Annotated in this window: 22 protein-coding genes and 1 tRNA gene; 14 read left to right on the top strand and 9 right to left on the bottom strand. The window is 67.3% G+C overall.

The features are described from left to right. Window positions 1–61: 61 nt before the first annotated feature. From AB0M65_RS05465 to AB0M65_RS05455, 3 genes are read left to right on the top strand one after another with little or no spacing between them, the layout of a single operon-like run. Entirely contained in the window at window positions 62–2,269 is a 2,208-nt protein-coding gene (locus AB0M65_RS05465) for an MMPL family transporter (RefSeq protein ID WP_364021817.1), read from the top strand. Continuing rightward, a complete protein-coding gene (locus tag AB0M65_RS05460) occupies window positions 2,262–2,987 on the top strand; it encodes a class I SAM-dependent methyltransferase (protein WP_364021814.1) in 726 nt (241 codons plus the stop codon). The genes AB0M65_RS05465 and AB0M65_RS05460 overlap by 8 nt, the downstream gene beginning before the upstream one ends. Before the next feature lie 50 nt (window positions 2,988–3,037). After that, window positions 3,038–4,483: an alpha/beta fold hydrolase gene (locus tag AB0M65_RS05455; RefSeq protein ID WP_364021811.1), complete on the top strand. Its 1,446-nt coding sequence runs from the start codon at window positions 3,038–3,040 to the stop codon at window positions 4,481–4,483. A 1-nt stretch (window position 4,484) separates the two neighbouring features. Here the strand turns inward: AB0M65_RS05455 and AB0M65_RS05450 are convergent, their stop codons facing one another. Further along, window positions 4,485–5,807 (bottom strand): UTP--glucose-1-phosphate uridylyltransferase, encoded by a 1,323-nt coding sequence (locus tag AB0M65_RS05450; RefSeq protein WP_364021808.1) that lies wholly within the window; start codon window positions 5,805–5,807, stop codon window positions 4,485–4,487. Window positions 5,808–5,951: 144 nt separating this feature from the next. Here AB0M65_RS05450 and AB0M65_RS05445 point away from each other — a divergent pair, with 144 nt between their 5' ends. Genes AB0M65_RS05445 through AB0M65_RS05435 form a run of 3 tightly spaced genes read left to right on the top strand, consistent with a single transcriptional unit; the run spans window position 5,952 to window position 8,428 of the window. Continuing rightward, on the top strand, window positions 5,952–7,061 hold the full coding sequence (locus AB0M65_RS05445; RefSeq protein ID WP_364021805.1) for a radical SAM protein: 1,110 nt from the start codon (window positions 5,952–5,954) through the stop codon (window positions 7,059–7,061). 13 nt (window positions 7,062–7,074) lie between these two features. Continuing rightward, entirely contained in the window at window positions 7,075–7,461 is a 387-nt protein-coding gene (locus tag AB0M65_RS05440; protein WP_364021803.1) for a cupin domain-containing protein, read from the top strand. Beyond that, the gene (locus AB0M65_RS05435) at window positions 7,442–8,428 is read left to right on the top strand and encodes a galactokinase family protein (protein WP_364021800.1); all 987 of its coding nucleotides are present in this window, start codon (window positions 7,442–7,444) and stop codon (window positions 8,426–8,428) included. The genes AB0M65_RS05440 and AB0M65_RS05435 overlap by 20 nt, the downstream gene beginning before the upstream one ends. Here AB0M65_RS05435 and AB0M65_RS05430 read toward each other — a convergent pair. Then, the gene (locus AB0M65_RS05430; protein WP_364022001.1) at window positions 8,425–8,994 is read right to left on the bottom strand and encodes a 5-formyltetrahydrofolate cyclo-ligase; all 570 of its coding nucleotides are present in this window, start codon (window positions 8,992–8,994) and stop codon (window positions 8,425–8,427) included. The genes AB0M65_RS05435 and AB0M65_RS05430 overlap by 4 nt on opposite strands. A 218-nt stretch (window positions 8,995–9,212) precedes the next feature. Between AB0M65_RS05430 and glp the strand changes: the two genes are divergently transcribed. The 4 genes from glp to AB0M65_RS05410 all read left to right on the top strand — a co-directional run bounded on the left by glp (window position 9,213) and on the right by AB0M65_RS05410 (window position 12,259). Then, window positions 9,213–10,484 carry a gephyrin-like molybdotransferase Glp gene (gene glp / locus AB0M65_RS05425; protein ID WP_364021796.1) on the top strand — a complete coding sequence of 424 codons (1,272 nt, stop codon included), beginning with the start codon at window positions 9,213–9,215 and terminating at the stop codon, window positions 10,482–10,484. After that, window positions 10,484–11,155 carry a GNAT family protein gene (locus tag AB0M65_RS05420; protein ID WP_364021793.1) on the top strand — a complete coding sequence of 224 codons (672 nt, stop codon included), beginning with the start codon at window positions 10,484–10,486 and terminating at the stop codon, window positions 11,153–11,155. The genes glp and AB0M65_RS05420 overlap by 1 nt, the downstream gene beginning before the upstream one ends. Window positions 11,156–11,317: 162 nt before the next feature. Beyond that, a complete protein-coding gene (glpR, locus tag AB0M65_RS05415) occupies window positions 11,318–12,136 on the top strand; it encodes a gephyrin-like molybdotransferase receptor GlpR (RefSeq protein ID WP_364021790.1) in 819 nt (272 codons plus the stop codon). A gap of 50 nt (window positions 12,137–12,186) precedes the next feature. After that, window positions 12,187–12,259, top strand: a tRNA-Ala gene (locus AB0M65_RS05410). A 77-nt stretch (window positions 12,260–12,336) separates the two neighbouring features. Here the strand turns inward: AB0M65_RS05410 and AB0M65_RS05405 are convergent. Further along, a complete protein-coding gene (locus AB0M65_RS05405) occupies window positions 12,337–13,551 on the bottom strand; it encodes a site-specific integrase (RefSeq protein ID WP_364021787.1) in 1,215 nt (404 codons plus the stop codon). Here AB0M65_RS05405 and AB0M65_RS05400 point away from each other — a divergent pair. Genes AB0M65_RS05400 through AB0M65_RS05390 form a run of 3 tightly spaced genes read left to right on the top strand, consistent with a single transcriptional unit; the run spans window position 13,536 to window position 15,575 of the window. Continuing rightward, on the top strand, window positions 13,536–14,615 hold the full coding sequence (locus AB0M65_RS05400; protein ID WP_364021784.1) for an RHS repeat-associated core domain-containing protein: 1,080 nt from the start codon (window positions 13,536–13,538) through the stop codon (window positions 14,613–14,615). The genes AB0M65_RS05405 and AB0M65_RS05400 overlap by 16 nt on opposite strands. Further along, on the top strand, window positions 14,612–14,884 hold the full coding sequence (locus AB0M65_RS05395; protein ID WP_364021781.1) for a hypothetical protein: 273 nt from the start codon (window positions 14,612–14,614) through the stop codon (window positions 14,882–14,884). Before AB0M65_RS05400 ends, AB0M65_RS05395 begins: the two co-directional genes overlap by 4 nt. Before the next feature lie 31 nt (window positions 14,885–14,915). Further along, a complete protein-coding gene (locus AB0M65_RS05390) occupies window positions 14,916–15,575 on the top strand; it encodes an RICIN domain-containing protein (RefSeq protein WP_364021778.1) in 660 nt (219 codons plus the stop codon). A gap of 235 nt (window positions 15,576–15,810) precedes the next feature. Here AB0M65_RS05390 and AB0M65_RS05385 read toward each other — a convergent pair whose 3' ends face one another. Beyond that, window positions 15,811–17,034 carry an MFS transporter gene (locus tag AB0M65_RS05385; RefSeq protein WP_364021775.1) on the bottom strand — a complete coding sequence of 408 codons (1,224 nt, stop codon included), beginning with the start codon at window positions 17,032–17,034 and terminating at the stop codon, window positions 15,811–15,813. Window positions 17,035–17,111: 77 nt separating this feature from the next. On the opposite strand from AB0M65_RS05385, the gene AB0M65_RS05380 reads away from it, so the two are divergent. After that, a complete protein-coding gene (locus AB0M65_RS05380) occupies window positions 17,112–17,663 on the top strand; it encodes an XRE family transcriptional regulator (RefSeq protein WP_364021772.1) in 552 nt (183 codons plus the stop codon). Between the two features lie 3 nt (window positions 17,664–17,666). Here the strand turns inward: AB0M65_RS05380 and AB0M65_RS05375 are convergent, their stop codons facing one another. From AB0M65_RS05375 to senB, 5 genes are all read right to left on the bottom strand, one after another. Then, window positions 17,667–18,077, bottom strand: a complete 411-nt coding sequence (locus AB0M65_RS05375) for a VOC family protein (RefSeq protein ID WP_364021769.1) — start codon at window positions 18,075–18,077, stop codon at window positions 17,667–17,669. A gap of 66 nt (window positions 18,078–18,143) precedes the next feature. Beyond that, on the bottom strand, window positions 18,144–18,290 hold the full coding sequence (locus AB0M65_RS05370; RefSeq protein WP_364021766.1) for a hypothetical protein: 147 nt from the start codon (window positions 18,288–18,290) through the stop codon (window positions 18,144–18,146). Then, window positions 18,287–18,982, bottom strand: coding sequence for a TfuA-like protein (locus AB0M65_RS05365; protein ID WP_364021762.1), 696 nt, complete (start codon window positions 18,980–18,982; stop codon window positions 18,287–18,289). The genes AB0M65_RS05370 and AB0M65_RS05365 overlap by 4 nt, the downstream gene beginning before the upstream one ends. 66 nt (window positions 18,983–19,048) lie before the next feature. After that, window positions 19,049–20,401 (bottom strand): YcaO-like family protein, encoded by a 1,353-nt coding sequence (locus AB0M65_RS05360; RefSeq protein ID WP_364021759.1) that lies wholly within the window; start codon window positions 20,399–20,401, stop codon window positions 19,049–19,051. Continuing rightward, window positions 20,398–21,378 carry a selenoneine biosynthesis selenosugar synthase SenB gene (senB, locus tag AB0M65_RS05355; RefSeq protein ID WP_364021756.1) on the bottom strand — a complete coding sequence of 327 codons (981 nt, stop codon included), beginning with the start codon at window positions 21,376–21,378 and terminating at the stop codon, window positions 20,398–20,400. Before senB ends, AB0M65_RS05360 begins: the two co-directional genes overlap by 4 nt. Window positions 21,379–21,445 lie beyond the last annotated feature (67 nt).

Genomic DNA, 21,445 nt, shown 5'->3' with positions numbered 1-21,445 from the left:
AAAGAAGAAGCAAAAACCTCGCCCGAGGCATCTCACTCCTTCACGCAAAGGACTGTAGTTCATGCTGCCCGAAAACAACTCGCGCGCACCGGTGACCGAGCGGATCGCCGCCTGGTCCGTGCGGCACCGAGCGATCACCCTCGTCGGCTGGGTCACGCTGGTGGCCCTCGCCCTGCTTTCGGGAACGCTGCTGGACGGCGAAAGCCGTCGCAGCACCGATCCCGGCGAATCCGGCCGCGCGCAGACCGCGTTGAACGCCCAGAGCACTTTCGACCCGATGCGCGAGAACGTCCTCGTCCAGGCGAAGGGACCCGGATCACCGCCGTTCACCACGAACGACGAACTCCGGCGCGCGACCGACGACCTGGTCACCACGCTCATCCGGTCCGGCGCTGTCGTGGACGTCCGTTCTCCGTTGGCGGCCGACGGCGCCGAGCGGATCTCGCAAGACGGCAAGTCCGGTCTCGTCGGCTTCTCGATCGCGGGCGGGGAGAAGGACATCCGTCCCAACTTCGAGGCCGCCGCCGCCCAGGTCGAGCAGGTGGCCGCCCGGCATCCGTCGGTCCGGCTGGGCCTGTCCGGCGATCTGAGCCTCTCGACGGTCGTCGACAAGGGCATCCGGGAGGACGTCGAACGCTCGGAACTCCTTTCCCTGCCGATGACGCTGGTGATCCTGCTGATCGTGTTCGGTGCGCTGGTCGCGGCGTCGGTTCCGTTGCTGCTGGCGGGTACGAGTGTCGCGGCGACGTTCGGATTCCTGTCCGTCGTGGACGACTTCACCCCGATCAACAGCGCGACGACGGTGATCACGCTGCTCATCGGCATGGCGGTCGGTATCGACTACTCGCTGTTCTTCCTTCGGCGGCAACGGGAAGAACGCGCACGAGGGCACGGCGTCGACGACGCGATCCGGATCTCGGCGAGGACGTCCGGGCATGTCGTGGTCGTCTCCGGGGTCACGGTCGTCCTGTGTGTGAGCGGGCTGGTGTTCACCGGTCTCGACAATTTCCGCGGGCTGGCGATCAGCACCGCGTTCGTCGTCGGGCTGGCCGTGCTCGGCGCGGTCACGGTGCTGCCCGCGCTGCTCTCGCTGCTGGGCGGCAAGGTCGATCGCGGCCGCATCCCCTGGCTGGGCAAGCGGCGCACGGCAGCGGAGACCTCCCGGTTCTGGACCGCGACCGCCCGCGTGGTCACCCGGCGGCCGGCGCTGTGGGGCGGGCTCGCGACGGCGCTGCTGATCCTGCTCACCCTGCCCGCGCTCGGCATGCGACTGCGGGATCCGACTCCGGCGGAAAGCCTGCCTCGGTCGATGACGACGATCGACGCCGCGGTGCGTACCCAGGAGGCGTTCCCCGGTGTGGTCTACCCCGCGACCGTGGTGCTCACGGCGGAAAACGGCGGCCCGGTCGACAGCCCCGCACTGCGGTCGGCGATCACCGGCCTCGACCGGCGGATCGGTGAAACCGGTGGGGCGCTGAACAAACCCATCGCGGTCGCGAACGTCGGCGACGCCGTGGTCGTCCGGGTCCCGTTGTCCGGCGCGGGCCGCGACCCGCGGGCCGACGCGGCGCTGGCGAAACTACGCACCGAAGTACTGCCCGCGACCATCGGCCGGGTCGATGGCGTCGAGTACGCCGTATCCGGGCGGACGGCGAACGCGCGTGACTTCGCCGACCGGGTCATCGAACGGATGCCGCTGGTCTTCGGTTTCGTCTTGCTGGCGGCGTTCGTGTTGCTGCTGCTGGCTTTCCGGTCCGTGGCGGTGTCACTCGTGTCGATCCTGCTCAACCTGCTGTCGATCGGCGCGGCCTACGGCGTGCTCACGTGGATCTTCCAAGACGGACATTTCGCGTCACTGCTGGGTTTCACCCCATACGGCGGGGTTGTCGGCTGGCTGCCGATGTTCATGTTCGTCCTGCTGCTCGGGCTGAGCATGGACTACCACATCTTCATCCTCAGCCGGATCCGCGAACGCCGGGCCGAAGGCGCTGTCGCCGCGATCGTCCGCGGCACCGGCACCAGCGCGGGGGTGGTGAGCAGCGCGGCGGTGATCATGGTCGGCGTGTTCAGCGTCTTCATCACACTGAGCGCGATCGAGTACAAGATGATGGGTGCCGGGATGGCGGTCGCCGTGCTGATCGACGCCACCCTCGTCCGCGGTGTGCTGCTGCCGGCGTATCTGGCCCTGCTCGGCGAGCGGGTCTGGCGGCCCGGCCGTAAACCCGTGGCACCCGGACGCGTACCGGAACTATCGTCGCCGAATGCCTGACGCGCTCTTCGCCCACGCCCGGCTCGCCCCGATCTACGACGCCTTCGACGGCCCTCGTGACGATCTGGATCACTACCTCGCCATCATCGGCGAACTCGGGGCGAAGAGAGTTCTCGACGTCGGCTGCGGGACAGGCTGCCTCGGCGTCCTGCTGGCCGAACGCGGTATCGAGGTCGTGGGAGTCGACCCCGCCGAGGCGTCGCTGGAGGTCGCGAAGGCCAAGGACCCGGAAGGGAAGATCACCTGGATCCACGGTGACGCCATGACGGTGGGCGCTCTCGGCGCCGACCTGGCCGTGATGACCGCCAACGTGGCACAGGTCTTCCTGACCGACGCCGAATGGGACCGGACTCTCGAAGGCGTCCACACCGCGCTGGCACCCGGCGGGCATTTGGTCTTCGAGATCCGGCGCCCCGGTCGCCGCGTGTGGGAGGACTGGGCCGCCGACACCGGGCACGACACCATCGACGTCCCCGGCGTCGGTGAGGTCGAGCAGTGGCGCGAGGTCACCGAGGTGAACTTCCCGTTCGTCTCGTTCCGGTACAGCTACCGGTTCTCCGACGGCGAGATCGTCACTTCGGACTCGACCCTGTGGTTCCGCGAACGGGACGAGCTGGAGTCCTTGCTGACGCGGCACGGCTTCCGTGTCCTGGACGTGCGGGACGCGCCCGACCGGCCAGGACGCGAGTACGTGTTCATCGCGCAGCGAACGACCTAGATCGCGGCACTCCCGGGTATCGTGTGAGCCCACGGCCTGAGGAGTTGATCGTGGCGAAGTCCCTTGCGCTGTTCGTTCACGGACTTTTTTCCACCGAAGCCACGTGGGCCTCGATGAAAGGGCTGCTCTCCGCCGACGCCGGGTTGGCGGATGACTACGACTTCGACACTTTCGGTTATTCCTCACCGAAACTGCGGGTGAACCCGGCTCGCCGGATCCCGGACTTCAGTGTTCTCGCGGACCGACTCGCCAGTGTTCTCGAAGCCAAGCACGGGAACTACGAGCGCGTCGTCCTGGTCGCGCACAGCCAGGGCGGGCTGATCGTGCTCCGGTTCCTGATGCGCCAGCTCGCCGAGGGCAAGGGCGTGCGGCTCGCCCGTATCCGGCGGATCGTGCTGTTCGCCTGCCCCAACAACGGATCCGAGTTCATGCTGACCCTGCGGCGTTCGCTGCTCGGCTGGCACGCGCAGGAACGGGAACTGCGCCCGCTCGCGGAATCGGTGGTCGAGACCCAGCGTCGCGTGCTCGCCGATGTCGTCTACGCACCGCATCTCGACGACCACCGCTGCCCGATCCCGGTCGTCTGCTACGCGGGCGACACGGACAACATCGTCTGGGCGTCTTCCGCCAAGAGCGTGTTCCCGAATGTCGGTGTGCTGCAAGGAGATCACTCCACGATCATCCAGCCGGACGGCACCTCCCACCCGTCGTTCCTGGTACTGCGTGACTCGCTGATCACCGCGCTCACCGAACCGATGCCGTCGCCTCCGAAACAGAAGACCGGCATGGCCTCGTCGGAGAGCGACGACTACCACTCCGAAATGACCCTGCACGGGCCGGTCATGGTCGATGTCGAAGGCGGATCGGGCAAACCCGTCCCGATCGCCGTCCGGTCCGGTCCGGTGGACCAGATCTCCGACGTGGACATCGTCTGCACGTCCGAGAACATCTACATGCAGATGGCGATGACCTTCAAACCGTCGGTTTCGGGCAGGCTGCGCCGCGCGGCCGCGAAACGGGGGCCCGCCGGCGAGATCCTCGAAGACACCGCCGCGGCCGAACTCGACGACTGGATGCGGAAGAACGGCCGGTTCGGCCTGCCCGTCGAACCGGGGACGGTGGCCGCCACCTCTTCGGGCGCCTTGATCCGCCGTGGCGTCCAGCGGATCTACCACGCCGCGATCGGGATCCCCGTCCTCGGCACCGACCGCTTCGAGGTGAACCCGCACTCGGTCGCGCAGGCCGTGCACAACGTCTTCGAACTCGCCCGGCGCGAGCGTGACGAGGACGGCCTCGAACTGCGTTCCGTGCTGCTCCCGCTGTTCGGTGCCGGGCTGGGCGGCCTGGACCCCGCCATCTGCTTCGAATGGATGTGGCGTGCCCTACGGCAGGAACTGCGTGAGGACGACGCGTGGGAAGTGCACATCTCGACCTGGACGAAAACCGAGACCGAGACGATCCTCGCCGCCGTCCAATCCCACGCCGGACTCCCCTGAGTCAGAGGATTTCACCGTCCGGAACGGTTTTCGGCCCGGCGATCTTGACGTCGCCGCGCAGCACCACGTTCTTCCCGAACGTGACGTCGCCTTCGACGTCAAGGCTCGTGCATTCCTTCAACGACGGGGCGTGCGGGATACGGGTGTCGAAGTCCCGCAGCAGCTTGAAATGGTCCTTGCTCAGCGACACCATGGGCGGGGTCGAGGTGAACTCGGGGATCATTTCGCCGCTCGGGTCCAGCACGTACGCGTCCGACCGGACGACGAGCAGGTCGTCGGTGGTCTTGACCGGCGCGAACCGGGTCCGCGGGATCTCGATGGCCTGTGCGCCCTCGACCGAGGCGACCGCCGCGCCCATCGCCGTTTCGAGCTGGATGACCGGCGTGCTCCCGGAATCGGTCGGGTCGACGGTCTTGCGGTTCACGATCAGCGGGAGTTCCGGCGCGGCCGGGTCGGCGTCCTGCAACTCCTTCAGGCGTTCCAGGTCGAACCAGATGTTGTTCGTGTTGAAGTACCGCCACTTGGCCACGTCGCCGAACGAATCGTCACCCTCGGGGACCTGTGCGGATTCACGCAGGACGATCCGGCCGTCACGCCGGGCAAGATGCCCGCCCTTGCGGTCGGCGGGCGTGCCGAGGACGGTCTCCATCGCGAACGGGATGTTTTGGTCCGCGAGCCAGGCCGCGATCCGGGCGTCCGGGACCGCGCCCAGGTTGTCGGCGTTGGAGACGAAGCACCAGCGGATGCCCTCGGCGAGCAGCAGGTCGCGCATCCCGCTGACGGCCAGCGCGATGTAGATGTCGCCGTGGCCGGGCGGGCACCATTCGAGTTCCGGGTTCGCGGGCCAGTCGACCGGCAGCCCGTCGGCGGTGATCTTCGGCTCGCGACCCTGCAGGAAGTCGGCCGGGATGACGTCGTCCGCCAGACCGGGGTAGTTCTTCAGCAAGTCGAGCGAAGGCTCACGCGTGCCGGCCGAGTTCATCAGGATGAGCGGCAGCCTGGCGTGGTGGGTCTCACGGACCGAGAGCACCTGCATCGCGATGACGTCGAGGAACGTTTTGCCCGGTTTGATTTCGAGCAGCGATTTCGGGCCGGTAAGACCCATGCTGGTGCCGAGGCCGCCGTTCAGCTTGAGTACCGCTGTCCGGTCCAGTACATAACGGGAAACCTCGGCATCCGGCTCAGGCAGGTCCACCAGCCTGCTGATCTCCTCGAGCGGCTCGAGTTCCGACCCCGGCAATTCACCGGCGCCGTCCTCGGACAGTTGCTCGAGACGCCGTCGCAGTGCCGCCAGCTCCATGGCGTGCGCTCCGCCGGAACGCATTTTCGACAGCGTATTCGTGAAACGATCAGGCAAGCTCATGGTGACCTTTCTGAACACTGCTCCGGACGTTAGTGTATCCGACACGGGTGAAGCACAGACCCGGCCCACCGCGGCACCGGGCCGGGATGACCGAAGGCGGCGCGCATGTCGACAGACCTTCCCGGCGGACCTCTCGACCTCACCGCGAAGCTTTACCAGGAATTCGCGCACCGGCAAGTTTCACTGGCGGCAAGCGGCGAGCAGCCACCCGCGCCGCTGGTGGTGGAGCTGGACCCCACCTCGTTCTGCGACCTCGCCTGCCCCGAATGCATCAGCGGGAAGCTGCTGAACAGCGGCCGGTTCTCGGACGAGCGGCTGACCGGCCTCGCCGCCGAACTCGTCGAGGCGGGTGTCGAGGCGGTGATCCTCATCGGCGGCGGTGAACCTTTGCTGCATTCGGCGATCGGGAAGGTGATCACCCTCCTGCACGATGGCGGGATAAGCGTCGGCATCACCACGAACGGCACCACGATTCACCGGCATATCGACGTCCTCGCGGAGCACGCGAACTGGACGAGGGTTTCGGTCGACGCGGCGACGGCGGAAACCTACGGCCGATTCCGTCCCGGCCGCGGCGGCCGGAATCGGTTCGCCGAAGTCGTGCGGAACATGGAACTACTGGCGTCCCGGAAAAGCGGGAAGCTCGGTTATTCGTTCCTCGTGATGGGACGGCCGTCATCGGGCGAAAGTAATGTGAGCGAGATCGCCGCGGCCGCCGAGCTGGCGAAACGGATCGGGTGCGACTACTTCGAGGTGAAACCCGAATACGATCGGGAACATTTCATTCTCGGTCAGGATCCCCGCCTCCTGGAAGTCCTTTCCGAACAGCTCGCCCGGCTCCGCGAACTCGACGGCGACGGCTTCAAGGTGCTGAGTCCCGCCACGCTCGGCGTGATCGGCGGCGGGGGTGGCACCGCTGTCGAAGTGAAGGACTACACCGCCTGCCCGGTCGCCGATCTCCGCACCCTGATCACCACCTCCGGTGCCTACTTCTGCCCTTACCACCGGGGAAATCCGGCGGCGCGGTACGGGGATCCCGAGACCGAGTCGTTCGCCGGGATGTGGAACGGTGACCTTCGCCGCCGGGTGCGTGAAGACCTCCGGCCCGACGAACACTGCCGCTTCCACTGCATCCGTCACGGTTCCAACCTGGCCCTGTTCGGGATGCGCGACGAGCCTTTCGAACCGGTCCCCGATTACGACCCCTTCCTGTGACGGAGTTCCGACTGTGCGTACGACGACCCCGCTGATCTCCCGCGCGGCCGACGGCAAGGAGACCGTCAAACCCGACGGCACCGCGGTCAACTACCACCTGTTCCCCGAATACGAGATCCACTGGAACGAACTGCCCGACGGCGTCACCCAGCAATGGCACCACCACGACACGATCGAGGAAACCGTCTGCGTCGTCGCCGGGCGGATGCTGCTGCGCTGGCGGGAAGACGGCAGGGAGTGCGTGGAGGAACTGGGTGCCGGCGACGTCGCGCGGCTGGGTACCGCACCGCATACGTGGGAGAACAAATCCGGCGAGCTGGTCCGGTTCATCGTCTTCAAGCTGGTGCTGGACGGCGTCGACAAGCGGGAGATCTTCCGAAATGACAAACGGCTCGACTGAGCCGCCGGGATCCGCGCCCGCCCGGATCTGCCTGGCGGGCGAGGACCTCGACTGGCTCGGCGGCTCGTCACTGCAGGCCGCGATCGATCTCCGGATCCACTGTGTGCTCACGCTGGCCCCGCGTCCCACCGGGTTCGAAGTCCGCGCTTCGGGCACGCTCACCGGCCGGGCCTCCGCCGCCGACGTCTGGACACCGGCCGACGAGACCTGGGCGGATCTCGCCCGGCTCGCCGTGACCTTCCACCGCGACCCCGGCGACGACCGCTGGCCGAGCCGCCTGGACATCGTCTCGGCGATCCCGCCAGGCGCGGGGCTGGCGAGCAGCGCGGCGCTGTGCGTGGCCACCTTGGCGATCGCCGCGGACCGGACCGTCCCCGGCGAGCCGATCGACGCGGGCCTGGTCGTGGAACGGGAACTGGCGGGCCGGGACGTCGGGCCGATGGATTACGTGCCCTGCACGGCGGGCGGTGTCGTGCGCGTCTTCTGCCAAGAAGGGCGGGTCGAGTCGGTCCGGCAGCTGGAGTGGCCCGGTGACCTGGCGATCGTCGTGGTGGACACCCGGCGCACGCGGGACACCAGCGAGGTCATCCGGTGGAAACGGGCGCGAAGCCAGGCCGGGGACCCGGCGATCGCCGCGTACGTCCGCCGGACCACCGAAGTCGTCGAGACGCTGAGCACGCTGCTCGCGACCGACGCACCGGATCCGGTCGCGATCGGCGAAGCGCTCGACGCGGCGCAGAGCACGCTTCGCGACGACATGGGTGTCAGTGACGACGTGACCGACGGCTGTCTGGACGCCTTGAAGAGGCATGGCGCGTTGGGCGCGAAGATCACCGGGACCGGGAAGGGTGGCTGTGTCTTCGGCGTCTTCACCGGATCCGACGCCGCGGGCGCCGTGCGCGCACTGCTCGCCGAAGGCTTCGCGGCGACCTTGACGAAGGTGTCGAAGACCGGGGTGCTGCCCTAGCCCACCGGCCGCGGTGCCTGCCCCTGATCCGGCGTCAGCACGCCGGTCATCCGGACGTCGTGTGGTTCCGCGGGCAGCGCGCGCACGAGTTCGGTGTCCCGGACGACGGCGATCAGCGCGGCACCCGGCGCGGCGAACCCGAGCGACCGGTCGTAATATCCGGCGCCCCTGCCGAGCCGGACTCCTTCGTCGTCGACGGCGAGCGCGGGGATCAGGACCAGATCCGCCGTCCCCAGCGTGTCGGCACCGAGCCGTCGGCCCGTCGGTTCGAGGAGCCCGCGCAGGCGGCCAGGGCCGAGTGTCGACGGGCCTTCGTAAGCGGCCCAGTCCAGTGGTCCGGGTTCGTCGGGGACGATCGGCAGCAGTACGCGTTTACCCTGCTCCAGAAGTTGATCTAGAAGCCGCGGCGAGCCCGGTTCGGCGCCGAACGGGACGTACGCGCAAACGACGTCACCCGGCAGCAGTGCGGCCGAAGCGGCCAGCGACGCCGCCTCCCGCACCCGCTCGTCCGACACCAGCAAACGTCGTTCGGCGGTTATTCGGGTGCGCCACTCCGCTTTGCTCAGGTGTTCATTGCCGGGCTTGACCACGCGGTCAGGTTAGGCTTCACGCCTATGACAGGCGCAGCGACCACCCCGGCGGCACGGACCACGAGGAGCTTGCCCGATCGGGCGATTTCCGCGGCTTCGGACCGCATCACTCCTGGTAACGGTGGTGAACTTCAGTTCACCGACGGGCCTTCATCGCGTGCCTGGTCGAACGAACGGATCGAGATCCCCCAGTCATGACGGAGCCCATCGCCGAAGCGGCCGAGACCGAAGACGCGGGACAGTTCCGTTCCGTCGAGGATCAGATCGCGCTGACCCTGGACGCCGCGGTGCGCCCGCGCCCAGTCCGCGTCGCCATCTCCGAGGCCCAAGGCCTCCTGTGCGCCGAAGAGGTCGTCGCCGAACACGCGCTGCCCGGTTTCGACCAGGCCGCCGTCGACGGCTACGCGGTACGAAGCGTCGACGTCCGCACCGCCGGCCAAGAGCCGGTGCAGCTGCCCGTCGTCGGCGAGATCGCCGCCGGCTCGCGTCAGCCGCGACGGCTGCAGCCGGGACAGGCCGTGCGGGTCGACACCGGCGCGCCGCTGCCCACGCTGGCCGACGCCGTCGTCCCGACCGCCTACACCGACGGCCATCAGGCCAAGGTCACCGTGCACAAATCGGTGCCGTCCGCCGGCTACGTGCGCCGGACCGGCGAGGACGTCCAGATCGGCGACGTCGCCGTGCGCAAGGGCGACACCATCGGCTCGGCGCAGGTCGGCCTGCTCGCCGCGGTCGGCAGGGCGAAGGTGCTCGTCTACCCGCGGCCGCGGGTTTCGATCGTGTCCGTCGGCGACGAACTGGTCGACATCGACCGCACCCCGTCGGTCGGGCAGGTCTACGACGTCAACTCCTACGCGCTGTCCGCGGCCGCGCGCGACGCGGGCGCCGAGGTGAGCCGCGTCGGCATCGTGCCCGGCGACCCGAAACGGCTGCGCGAGATCGTCGAAGGCCGGCTGCTGATGTCGGAGATCGTCGTCGTCGCGGGCGGTGCCGGCGGGAGCGCGGGCGACGAGGTGCACGCGGCGCTGTCCGACCTCGGCCAGATCGACATGACCCGGGTCGCCATGCATCCCGGTTCGGTACAGGGTTTCGGCAGGCTCGGCCCCGATTCCGTGCCGACCTTCCTGATCCCCGGCAACCCGATGAGCGCGCTCGTCGTCTTCGAGGTGCTGGTCCGCCCGCTGATCCGCGCCGCACGCGGCACCCGCAACCCGCATCGCCGCATCGTCGGCGCGCGGCTGCTCTCCCCGATCACCTCGACCAAGGGCCGCAAGGGGTTCCTGCGCGGGCAGCTGCTGCGCGACGAGGGCAACGGCGAGTATCTGGTGCAGCCGCTCGGCACCTCCGGCGCGCACCTGCTCGCGTCGCTTGCCGAGGCGAACTGCCTGATCAACATCGACGAAGACCTCACCGAGGTCGCCGCGGGCGAGCAGGTCAAGGTGACCTTCCTGGCCCAGCGGGCGTAATGGGCGCACCGATTTCCGGCGTCGCGTATCCCATCGAAAGCAGGCATCCGGGCTGGCCCGCGAAACTCGGGCCGATCCGGGTGCCTGCCGGGACGCTCGCCGTCCGGCCGGTCCGGCTGCGCGACGGCGGCGAGTGGAGCCGTGTCCGGCTGCGCGACCGCGAGCACCTCGAGATGTGGGAACCGACCGGCATCGGACCGTGGCCCGAGCGCAACGCGTTCTGGTCGTGGCCATCGCAATGGCTCGCGCTGCGCGGCCTCGCCCGGCGCGGGCAGTGTCTCGCGTTCACCATCACGGTGGATGGACGCTTCGCCGGACAGATCACTGTGGGTAATGTCATCCGGGCGTCGCTCCGGTCCGCCTGGATCGGCTACTGGGTGTCATCGGACCTCGTCCGCGGCGGCGTCGCGACCGGCGCTGTCTCACTGGTCACCGATCACGTCTTCGACTTCGCCGGACTGCACCGGCTCGAAGCCACCGTCCGCCCCGAAAACACCGCCAGCCTGCGGGTTCTCACCAAAGCGGGGTTCCGGCAAGAAGGCCTCTTCGAGCGCTACCTCGACGTCGCGGGTGGCTGGCGGGACCATTTCTGCTACGCCGTCACCAAGGAGGAGACCGGTGACGGACTGGTCTCCCGGCTCGTCGCGAAAGGCCTCGCGGAGCGGGTCTGACCCCGGTTACCGGGGCGTACCAGTGACCGCGTTACCACAAGCTGTGAGATTCACCTAATTTGGTGATGCATTTTCCGTGATCGAAACCGGCGAGTCTGCGCGGCGTGTGTGACTGTTGTGGCTAGCGTGACTACAGCAGTGGATCGGGGGAGGTGACGGGAGATGCCCAGTTCGGTGATCATCGTCGCGCTCGCAGCGGCATGGCTCGTCGTTCTCGTGCCCATGGTCGCCCGCAAGCGCCAGCAGGTCGCACGGACGGCGGACTCGGCCCTCGCGGCGCGAGTCGTGCGGAGCGGGAGCACACGCCACGAGGGACCGGAGGAGTTCGCCATGGCGGAGAACACGGAACCGTCGGTAGAAGACGACCTGGCCGAGCTCGAGGCGGAACTCGATGCCGACCTCGACGAGGAGGAAGAGGAAGCCGAAGCGCTTCCTCAGCCCTCGCGCGAGCCACGCACCGAAAGAGAACGCCAAGCCGCCGGCTACCGGCCAGGACGAGGCGGTTTCGACCCCGAAGCCGCCGACATCGCCGCACGCGCCAAATACGCGTTCCGGCAACGGGTCGTCATCGCGCTGCTGGTGTTCGCGGTCGCCACCGCGGTCGTCGCCGGTTTCCTGACCCCAATGGTCTGGTGGGCCAACGGTGTCACCGACGCCGTCCTCGTCGGCTACCTCGCGTACCTGCGCCGCCAGGTCCGCATCGAGAACGAGATCCGGCAACGCCGCCTCGCCCGCTACAACAACACCCGCGCCCCACGCCGCCCGGCGACCGACGACTCCGGCTCTCACGACTCCCACGATTCCCATGAGGATGTCGAGGTCGTCGCCGCCGAACGCCCGGACATCGTGGAGCGCAAGCCGTCCCCGATGTCCCGCATCCGGCGGCAAGCCGTCGTCGTCGACCTCGACGACGAAGACCCGGCCTTCCACGAGCTCGACGAGCCCGGGACCAGGCCTTTTCGCCGGGCCTCCGGAGAGTGACCCCCCGTTTTGAGGCTCCATGAGCCGCTGATAGGCTCATGGAGCTTCAAGGGGCTGTAGCGCAGTTGGTAGCGCGTCTCGTTCGCATCGAGAAGGTCAGGGGTTCGATTCCCCTCAGCTCCACAACAGCTCAAAGGCCCTTCCCAGTGATTTGGGAAGGGCCTTTTGCTACCCGTACAGCAGCGAAGTACAGCAGCAGATCATTGCAGGCTATCGCCGAGCTTCTTGAGCGCCGCCCGAGTCTGGTCCGACGAAATCTCGGTGTAGATCTCCATCGTGACCGCGAACTGAGCGTGCCGAAGAATGCGCATCGCGACCCGAGGATGCACGTCAAGATCCGCCAGCAGCGACCCGCACGAGCGTCGGCCGTCATGCACGGTGATGTACCGGACGCCCGCCTTCCTGCATCGCGTCGCCCACGTCCGAAGGAAGTTACGCGGCTCGATCGGCGTGCCGTGCTCGGTCGTGAACACAAGCCCGCTGTCCAGCCAGGCGTCAGCCTTCTCCTTGTCCCTGCCCCGACGCTCCAGCCGCAGCTTCAACGCGGCTGTGACGATGTCGATGAGCGGCATGGTGTCGTCAGACGTCGGTGTCTTCGTCTGGCGATGCAGGAGCTTCTTTTGGACCCTCTGCAACTGCCAGGAGATATCCAGCTCGGACGTCTCAAAGTTGATCGCCTCATCCGGGAGCCCGAGCACCTCACCCTCACGCATGCCCATGATCAAGACGAGGGCGTACGCCGCGTACAACGGATCGTTCTCGGTCTTGGCCGACTCCAAGAACTTCCGAGCCTCATCACTCGACCAACGTTGCCGCTTCGGCTTCCGGAGAGATGGCAGGGTCACGAGCGCCACGGCGTTGCGGCTGATCAACTCTTCGCGGCACGCGTAGTTCAGCGCGCTACGCAGACAGTCCCGAATGTCTTTGATCGTGCGACCTGACGGCGCTTGCTCACAGCATCGCCCGAGCGCGCAGCACCGTTGCTTGGCCCGAGACCTACGGGCGTCCTTGCCCTGCGCGCAGCACTGGCACACCGTAGGCAACTTGTTGGCCCACTTCTGTGCCTCACGAAGTTGCAGACGGTCGAGACGCTTGTCTCCCAAGAACGGTGCGATGTACAGCCGAACGAAAAGCTCGTAGTTCACGTACGTCTTGGGTGCCCGGTTCGGCCGAATAACTTCCTCAAGCCAGTAGTTCAGGTACGGCCCCAAGTTCGGAACCCGAGTCGCGACAGGCCCCTTCTTCGCCTCCTGGTGCAGCTTCAACCACTTGTCGTGAACCTCCTCGCGCGTCTTCCCGTAGACGTACTTGCGTTTCCTCTCCCCGCTTGGAGTCGTGACCCACACATAAGCGGCGAAACCGTTGCGGTGAGGGTAAATCGAGCCCTCTCCGTCAGCACGTGCCTTCCCAGTCATCAGGCAGCCTCCGCCACTCGATCGTTGATGTACTGATCAACCCGGGGCGGATGGTGTGGAGGCAGAAGAAACGTCTGTCCCGCAAGCCCGACATCTGGCGGTACGAGTGGGACGCGGACGACCGGCTCGTCGCCGTGACCACTCCCGACGGCACGCGCTGGCGCTACCGCTATGACGCTCTGGGCCGCCGGATAGCCAAGCAACGACTGGCGTCGGACGGCACGGTGGCCGAGCAGGTGCGATTCACCTGGGACGGCACGAACCTCGTCGAGCAAGAACACTCCGACGGACGAGCTCTCACCTGGGACGTAGACCCACAGACGTCGCGCGCGCTCACCCAAGTCGAACGTATCCGCGCGGCTGATGCACCGCAGAACTGGGTGGACGAGCAGTTCTACTCCATCGTCACCGATCAGCTCGGCACTCCGGCCGAACTCATCGACCAGACTGGCGAACTCGCCTGGCGCAGCCAGGCAACCCTGTGGGGTCAGGCGATACACAGCCTGACCGCGCGGGCGGGCACTCCATTGCGGTTTCCAGGCCAGTACTTCGATGCCGAGACCGGCCTGCACTACAACTATTACCGTTACTATGACGCCGAAACAGCCCGTTACGTCAGCGCCGACCCGCTAGGCTTGGCGCCGGCACCCAACCCGCATTCCTATGTGGACAATCCGGCGTCGTGGATGGATCCGCTGGGGCTTACGCCGTGCACACCGAGCAGTGTCGCCGATGATCCCGCCAAACTCGCAGAGCACAACCGCCTGGCCAAGAAGTACGGCAAGGACGGCTTCCGCGAGCTCGGCGACGGCAGGATTCGTTACTACGGAAAGACCCGGGGCCCAGAGCATCCGGGCCCGATGCGTGGTGCCCGTACGGTGCGAGAATACGACCCGCACACCGGACGCTCGCGAATGTGGCAGGAAACCCTCGACCATGAAGGGCGAATCCGCCAAATCCGGCCACATGTCCCAGGCCCCAAGGTGCATCACACCTTCGACGCTGATGGAAACTACACCGGCAAGTGGTGGCGGGACGCCGACGGAAACAGGATTGACGCATGACGACTGACAACAGCCAGGAACCGACCAGGGACGAGGTCCGGAAAATCCTGCGTGGCTTGATATCCGGTGAAGTCAGTCCGCGCGAGGCTTCGGATTGGGCAACACCGTGGATCACCGAAGAAGCGGGCGATGTCGAAGACGAGGTCGTGTGGGACACCCTTGATTGGCTCAGCGGTGCCGATACCGAAACCGATCCTGGTGTCTACCTCTACGGGCAAGATGACTTCCGGCACTGGCTCAGCGACTTCGAGTCGAAGGCCGGCGCCTGAAAGGGAACTGGGCGAGGCTACGGCACTGAGAATGACACTGCGCACGGATCTTGTCGGGTTGCTCGCGGCAGCCGGCATCGTTGACGTGGACGATGCCATCGCGGACGAGCACGTGCGATCAGCGGCCTACCAGCGCCTGGTTTCAGTTGCGGCTGCCTCGCAAAGCCGTGACGGCGACCGCAGGATCGTGACCACGATCCTGCGCGACCCTGAAACACTGACGTCCAAGACCGTGGTTGTGGCGCTCATCCAGATCAAGGGTGTCCACTCCGGCCGTTGCATCCAGGTCGCAGGCCTCTGGGGCACACCGAACCAGGGCGCCAACGCCGACCTCGCGGGCACGGAACTCCGGGACTGCGCCGGCGGAGTCAAACAGGTCTGGGAACTGATACCCCTGGGCGACAAGAAGTACGGCTTGAAGAACAAGAACTTCGGAAAGTGCCTCGACGTGCGCTACGGCGAGGTCGCCAACGGCACACCGCTGATCCAGTTCGGCTGTCACTACGGTGGCGCCCAGCAGTGGGTCTTCGTCCAGGGTGACAACAACACCCTCGGCCTCGCCAGCGCCCTGACCGGCAAGTTCGCCGACGTCGCGGGCTGGCAGACCGGAAACGGTGCGGGCATTTCCCAGTACGACGGCACCGGCGGCGCCAACCAGCGCTGGACCATCATCCAGATGACCACCGCATAACTGCCGATATCTCTTGAAGGCCACCATCAGGACCAGAGCTTCTGATGGTGGCCTTCAATTCCGCCGCGGCAGGCGTAGCCCGGATCAGCTCAGACAGGGAATATGCCGTGCCGCTGCTGTTACCAGCGGCACAGCATACCCAGCTCAGGCGGCAAAACTGCCCAGCCGCCGTCGCCGCTGGTGGGAAAGGTTTCACACGCGGATCTGGTGCGGCTTGGCTAACTTGGCGGCTCATTCACTCGGTTGCCTCAGCAGTGACTGCGGGCTGTCGATACGAGACGGCGCCGTGTGCACCGTCCGTGGTACGGCGTCCGCGATAACCGTCGACAAGGACGAGCGGGACAGCGAGCAAAGCCAGCCCAGCACCGATCCAGGACACAGCGGTGACCGAAGCACCCAGGTTCAGCACCCCGGCAGCGAACAGCGGAGTAAGGCTGATCCCCAGCTGAAAGGCCGACACCGTCGTCGCACCGGCCAGGGTCGGGGCGGAACCGGCGATGGTGAACACCCGCCCATAGAGAGCCGGGTTCAGGACGAAAGCCGCGATGCCCAACAGGAACACCAAAGGCACGACGACCCAGACGGACGCGGCGAATACCGCCAGCAGTACAGAGAACAAGCAGATGCCGAGGACGCCGCCGAGCAGGGCGTGGTGCGGAAGCCGGTCGGAGATGCGGCCGCCGAGGGACAGGCCGACGAACGCGCCGATCCCGAAAAGGGCGAGGACGGCGGGGATCCAGACAGTGGGCAAAGAAGTGACGTCGGCGAGCACCGCGGCCAGGTAGTTGAACGAGACCATGTATGCGGCGGTGCTCAGGATCGTGATCGCGTAGACGCCCCATAGGCGCGGAGACCGCATCGCGCGCAGTTCGCCGGAAAGGCTCGGAGCGGGAGACGCCGTGGCGGGCAGGCCGACGGCGCAACCGACCACGCCGACAACCGTCAAACCGACGACGCCCCAGAAGCCGCCTGTCCAGTCCGTGAAGTGGCTGAGCAGGGTGCCTGCCGGGCCCCCGGCCACCATCGCGACGCTGAGGCCCGCGACGACGACGCCTGAGGCACGCGCGTTGCGGTCGGGGGTGACGAGGCTGATCGCGGTCACGGCGGCGACGGCGAAGAAGCCGGCGTAGGCGAGGCCCGCGACGAATCTGGTGATCAGCAGGATGAGGTAGTCGTCAGCCAGCAGACCCGCGGCGATCGAGGCGGCGAACACGAGTTGCGTGACCATCAGGGCGGTTCGGCGCGGCCATTTCAGGCTGAGGACGGCGAACGGCGGGCCGCCAAGGACGACGCCGAGTGCGAACGCGGTGATGAGGGTGCCCGCGGTGGGCAGGGAGACGCCGAGGTCGGCGGCGACCGAGGGCAGGACCCCGGCCATCAGGAACTCGGCGCTTCCCATCGCGAAGAGGCTGAAGGCGAGCAGATAGACGCCGGTGGGGAGCCGGTTCGGAGTGGTCATGGCGCCAGCATCCGCGGCGTCTGGCTGTTTCGGCAAAGAACTTTGCCGGAATCGGGATGAAGTGCTGTCCTGGTCTCATGGACCCCACCGTCACCGCGGCGATCGAGCTGATCGCGCCCCGGCTCCGTCGCGCCCGCGAGAAGAAGGGGACGACGCTGGTGGAGCTCAGCCGCGCCACCGGCATCTCCACCAGCACCCTGTCCCGCCTCGAATGCGGGCAGCGCAAGCCGAGCCTCGAACTGCTGCTGCCGGTCATCGCCGCGCTGGGCCTGCGCGTCGATGAGATCGTCGCCTCGCCCCGGGTGCTCGGACCACCCCGGGACGGCCGGTTGCTCGTCCCGCTCACCCGGTATCAGGGCGGGCCGCGGGCTTGCAAGATGACGATCCCGGCCGATGACGACGAACCCCGGCCGCGGACGCACACCGGGCACGAGTGGCTCTACGTGCTGCGGGGCAGGCTCCGGCTCGTCCTCGGCGACCGGGACGTCGTGCTGGGTCCCGGCGAGGCCGCCGACTTCGACTGCCGGACGCCGCATTGGTTCGGCGCCACCGGCCGTGGGCCGGTGGAGGTGCTCAGCCTCTTCGGCGGGCAGGGTGAGCGGATCCATGTCCGCGCCCGCACCCGGTAGCGCTCAGACGCGCTGCTGGATACGGAGCAGGTTGCCCGCCGGGTCACGGACGGCGCCGTCGCGGATACCGTAGGGCTGGTCGGTCGGCTCCTGGATGATGTCGGCGCCGGCCTCCGCGAGGTGTTTGAAGGTGCCGTCGAGGTCGTCGGAGGACAAAAGCATGCTCGCGTAAGTGCCCTTCGCCATCATCTCGACGATGACGCGGCGTTCGTCGTCGGTGATCCCGGGGTCGATCGCGGGCGGGTGCAGCACGATCGACACCTCGGGCTGCCCGGGCGGGCCGACGGTGAGCCAGCGCATCCCTTCGTAGCCGACGTCGTTGCGGAGCTCGAAGCCCAAGGTGTCCCGGTAGAAGCCCAGTGCGGCCTCCGGGTCGTCCTGCGGAAGGAAACTGGCGTGAATGCTGATGTCCATGGCGGTTACGCTAGGTGAGGTTGATGTCCGGCGCTTCTCGATTCCTGATCGGTCAGGTCACGCGGGTCATTCGATCGAGGTCATGATCGTCATGGTCAGGGACTCCAGGGTGCCCTGGACGCCCTGGGACGAGTTCCGCACGGCCTCCAGGAAACGTTCGAGCTGCTCGGGGCTGAATCCGGACAACGGGGCCAGCGACGGGTCGATGTTCACAGCGCACCTCGGGCTTCGACGGATTTGATCTGCGGTTTGGCCACCGGGTCGAGGAATTCCCGCATCCGCGCGAGGAGCAGCAGCGCGTCCTCACGTTTCGTGTCGGGGGCCCCGCCGTCGAAGAACGCGGCGATCCTGGCGTGCTCGTCCGCCGGGAGTTCCCGGCGCAGCAACATGAGCACGGTCCGGTTGACGCGCTGCGGGAAGTAGAGCTCCTTGGCGATCTCGAGGAACCGCTCCCCCGTCTCGGGGGCGAACGCGCCTTGCTCGATGCCCGCGGCGACGGCGAACCGGGTGTTCACCATCGGTTCGGACAACGCCGAGAGGTTCTCCTCGTCGTAGGTGACGGCGACCTCGTCGTCGGCGTCGATCCGCCCGGAGAAGTACTCCTCGTAGATCTTGCCGACGCCGACCATGCCGAACGGTGAACATTCCGCCGCCCGCAAGGCACCCATACTCGACGAGCCGAACATCGTGACGCCGCGGTCCATCGCTTCGAGCACCTCCTTCGGCGAGATGCACAGGCTCTGCAGGAAGCGGCCGTCCACGATGCCGATGGCCTCCGGCGGAACCGGGCGGGCCAGCAGTTCGGCGAGGTCGCCCCGTTTGACCGGCGGCAGGAACTCGACGTCGAGTTCGGCCGACGCCGACTCCTTGTCGATGCTCGGGCCGATGAAAACCACTGCGCGCATGACGGATCTCCTAGGGCGTGTCGGGGCAAATCTGTTCGATGGGGTTCGTGATTTGTCAGACACGCCCTAAGCGGGCTTGGAAAGTTCGGCGGCGCGTTTGCGGGCCGACAGTTCGGCCAGCGCGTTGTTCCAGACCGTCGCCCCGCGCGGGCCGATCTTGCAGTGGTCGACGGCCCACGATTCGAGCCTCGGCACGATCACCCGTACGACGCTGACCGGGATCCCCGGCGGCGAGAGGTCGACGGCGAGCGCGCGTTCGATCCCCGCGGCGCGGAGCCGGTCCAGGATCAGCTCGATGTCGGTCATCACGTCGTCGGTGATCCACGACGGGATCTCGTCGAACGCGACCTGTTTGCGCATCGGCTGCCATGCCCACGCGCCCTTGTCGATCGTCGCCGACCGCTGGACGTGGTTCTGGTACTTGGACACGTTCTCGGTCGGGAGCCGGATGTCCTCACGCATCGCCTGGATGTCGACGGCGCGGCCTTGCGCGCATTCGGTGATGGCGCGGATGAGCGCGACACTCGCGTCCGGATGCGTGCCGAACCCGCCGTGTCCCTGCGACGTCGTCGGGCCGAGGTCCTCCGAAGTGGCCGCGAGGAAACTCGGGATCTCCAGATCCGAGGTGATGTGCACGATCCGCATCTTCAGCCCGGCGTCGTGGAACTTGTCCACCAGGGACTTCGCGAGTGGCGGCAGTGTTTCGAGGTCCACGTGCGGGTGCAGCTCCCGCAGATACGACGTGACGTGCTCGGGCTGCGGTTCGACGAAGATGCCCTTTTCCAGCACCTGCGCGAGCTGGCTGCTCACAAGTTCCGCGTTGGTCATCGAGTCGCGCTCGATCAATTCGGTGAGCGCGTGGCAGATGGCCTCTTCGAGGCTGTTGCCTGACGCCAGTCCGTTGGTGGAAAGCACCTTGTAGCAAGGAGGTTCGTGGAACTTCAGGCCGTAGACGGCGGACGCCTGCGGGATGAGGATGGTCTCGGAGTTCATCAAGTCGTACGCCTCGACCCACGAGATCGGCAGATCGTCGCGGTAGTGCCGGGAAAGCTCCGCGTTGTTCTCACGCGGGTCCAGCACCGTGCGGCCTTCGGCGACCAGTTCCTCGTAGGACGCGATGACCTGCGGTCGCACCGGGAGCGCGGCGGAGAACCGCTCGATCGCCTCCATCGCCGCGGACGTCTTGGCGTCGATGTTCCGCAGGCCTTTGCCGTTGTAGACGGAAATGATGTCGTTGGAGCGCGGCGCGATGGCGTTGTAGACCGGGATGCCGACCCGGTCGAGCCAGGTGATCTCCGCGACCCGGGTGACCCCGGCGCGCCGCAGATGCGGCTCGATCCGCGCGTAGGTCTGTTCGGCGGTGAACTCCCGGTGCACCCCGCCGCCCCCGACCTTCGGAACGCTCTTCCTGAGTTTCATCGCACTCCCTTGTATCCGGCGTTCACTGGGATCGCTTCGGCGAGCAGCCGTTCCCATGCCTCGGTTTCGCGCCCCGGATCCACCGAGGCGCGGCGGGCGGCGCATTGCCACCGCAACCGCGTGTAGAGCCCGTCACGGTCGTGTTCGGCGGCATCGAGCACGGCGGCCAGCGCGGCCGTGTCGCCGACGGGGAAATAACCCGCGTAGTCCTCGCCGAGCAGCCCGACCGAACCCGGGATGCGGGTGGACACGATCGGCACCCCGGCGGCGAGTGCTTCGGTGACCACGTTGGCGCCGCCTTCGTGCAGGGAAGTGAGCACCAGCAGACGGCTTCGGGCGAGTACGGCGAGTGCTTCGGGCCGCGGCAACGGGCCGAGCCACCCGTAGCGCGGGTTCTCGATCGACTCGGCACGCAAACGGTCGCCGATGTCGTCCTCACGCACCCCGCCGACGTGGGTCACGGTGATCCGGGATGACGACGGCAGCGCGCGCACCGCCTCGCTCAGCCGCAGTGGATCCTTGACCGGCCTGGCATGCGCGAGGAACGCGATCTCGAACCGGTCCTCGGCCGGCTCCTCGCCGTCGATCGGCGGCATGGATTGGGTGATCACCCTGGTGCGGCTCCGTAATTCGGGCGGCAGCTGCAGAAGTCCTTGCGGCTGAAGGACGACGATGCGTGCGGCGCGTTCGAGCAGCGACAGGTCCACCCCGCCGGCGACCAGGTCCGGGTAGAGGTCGGTGCCGGTCAGCGCGACCACGATCGGTGCTTCCGGCCAGTCCGCGCTGAAGGCCCGGATCGCCGCTTCGCTCTTGCGTGCGTGCAACGCGACGAGCAGGTCGTACCGCTCGCCGTCGTAGTCCCGCACCACGCGGACCTCGTGGCCGAGGTCCCGCAGCAGCTGTGCCCAGCGGCGTGCGGTGACGCCATTGCCGTAGTCACTGGCTGCGGGGACGGGCCCCGCGACGAGGATTCTCATCGCGGCCCCAGTCCGTGTCGTAGGCCGGCCATTTCCCGTATCTCGGTCACCGAAGTCCACCGCCGTC

The organism is Amycolatopsis sp. NPDC051071 (assembly GCF_040682875.1).
Taxonomy (GTDB): domain Bacteria; phylum Actinomycetota; class Actinomycetes; order Mycobacteriales; family Pseudonocardiaceae; genus Amycolatopsis.
This window is presented reverse-complemented; position numbering and strand designations above follow the sequence as displayed.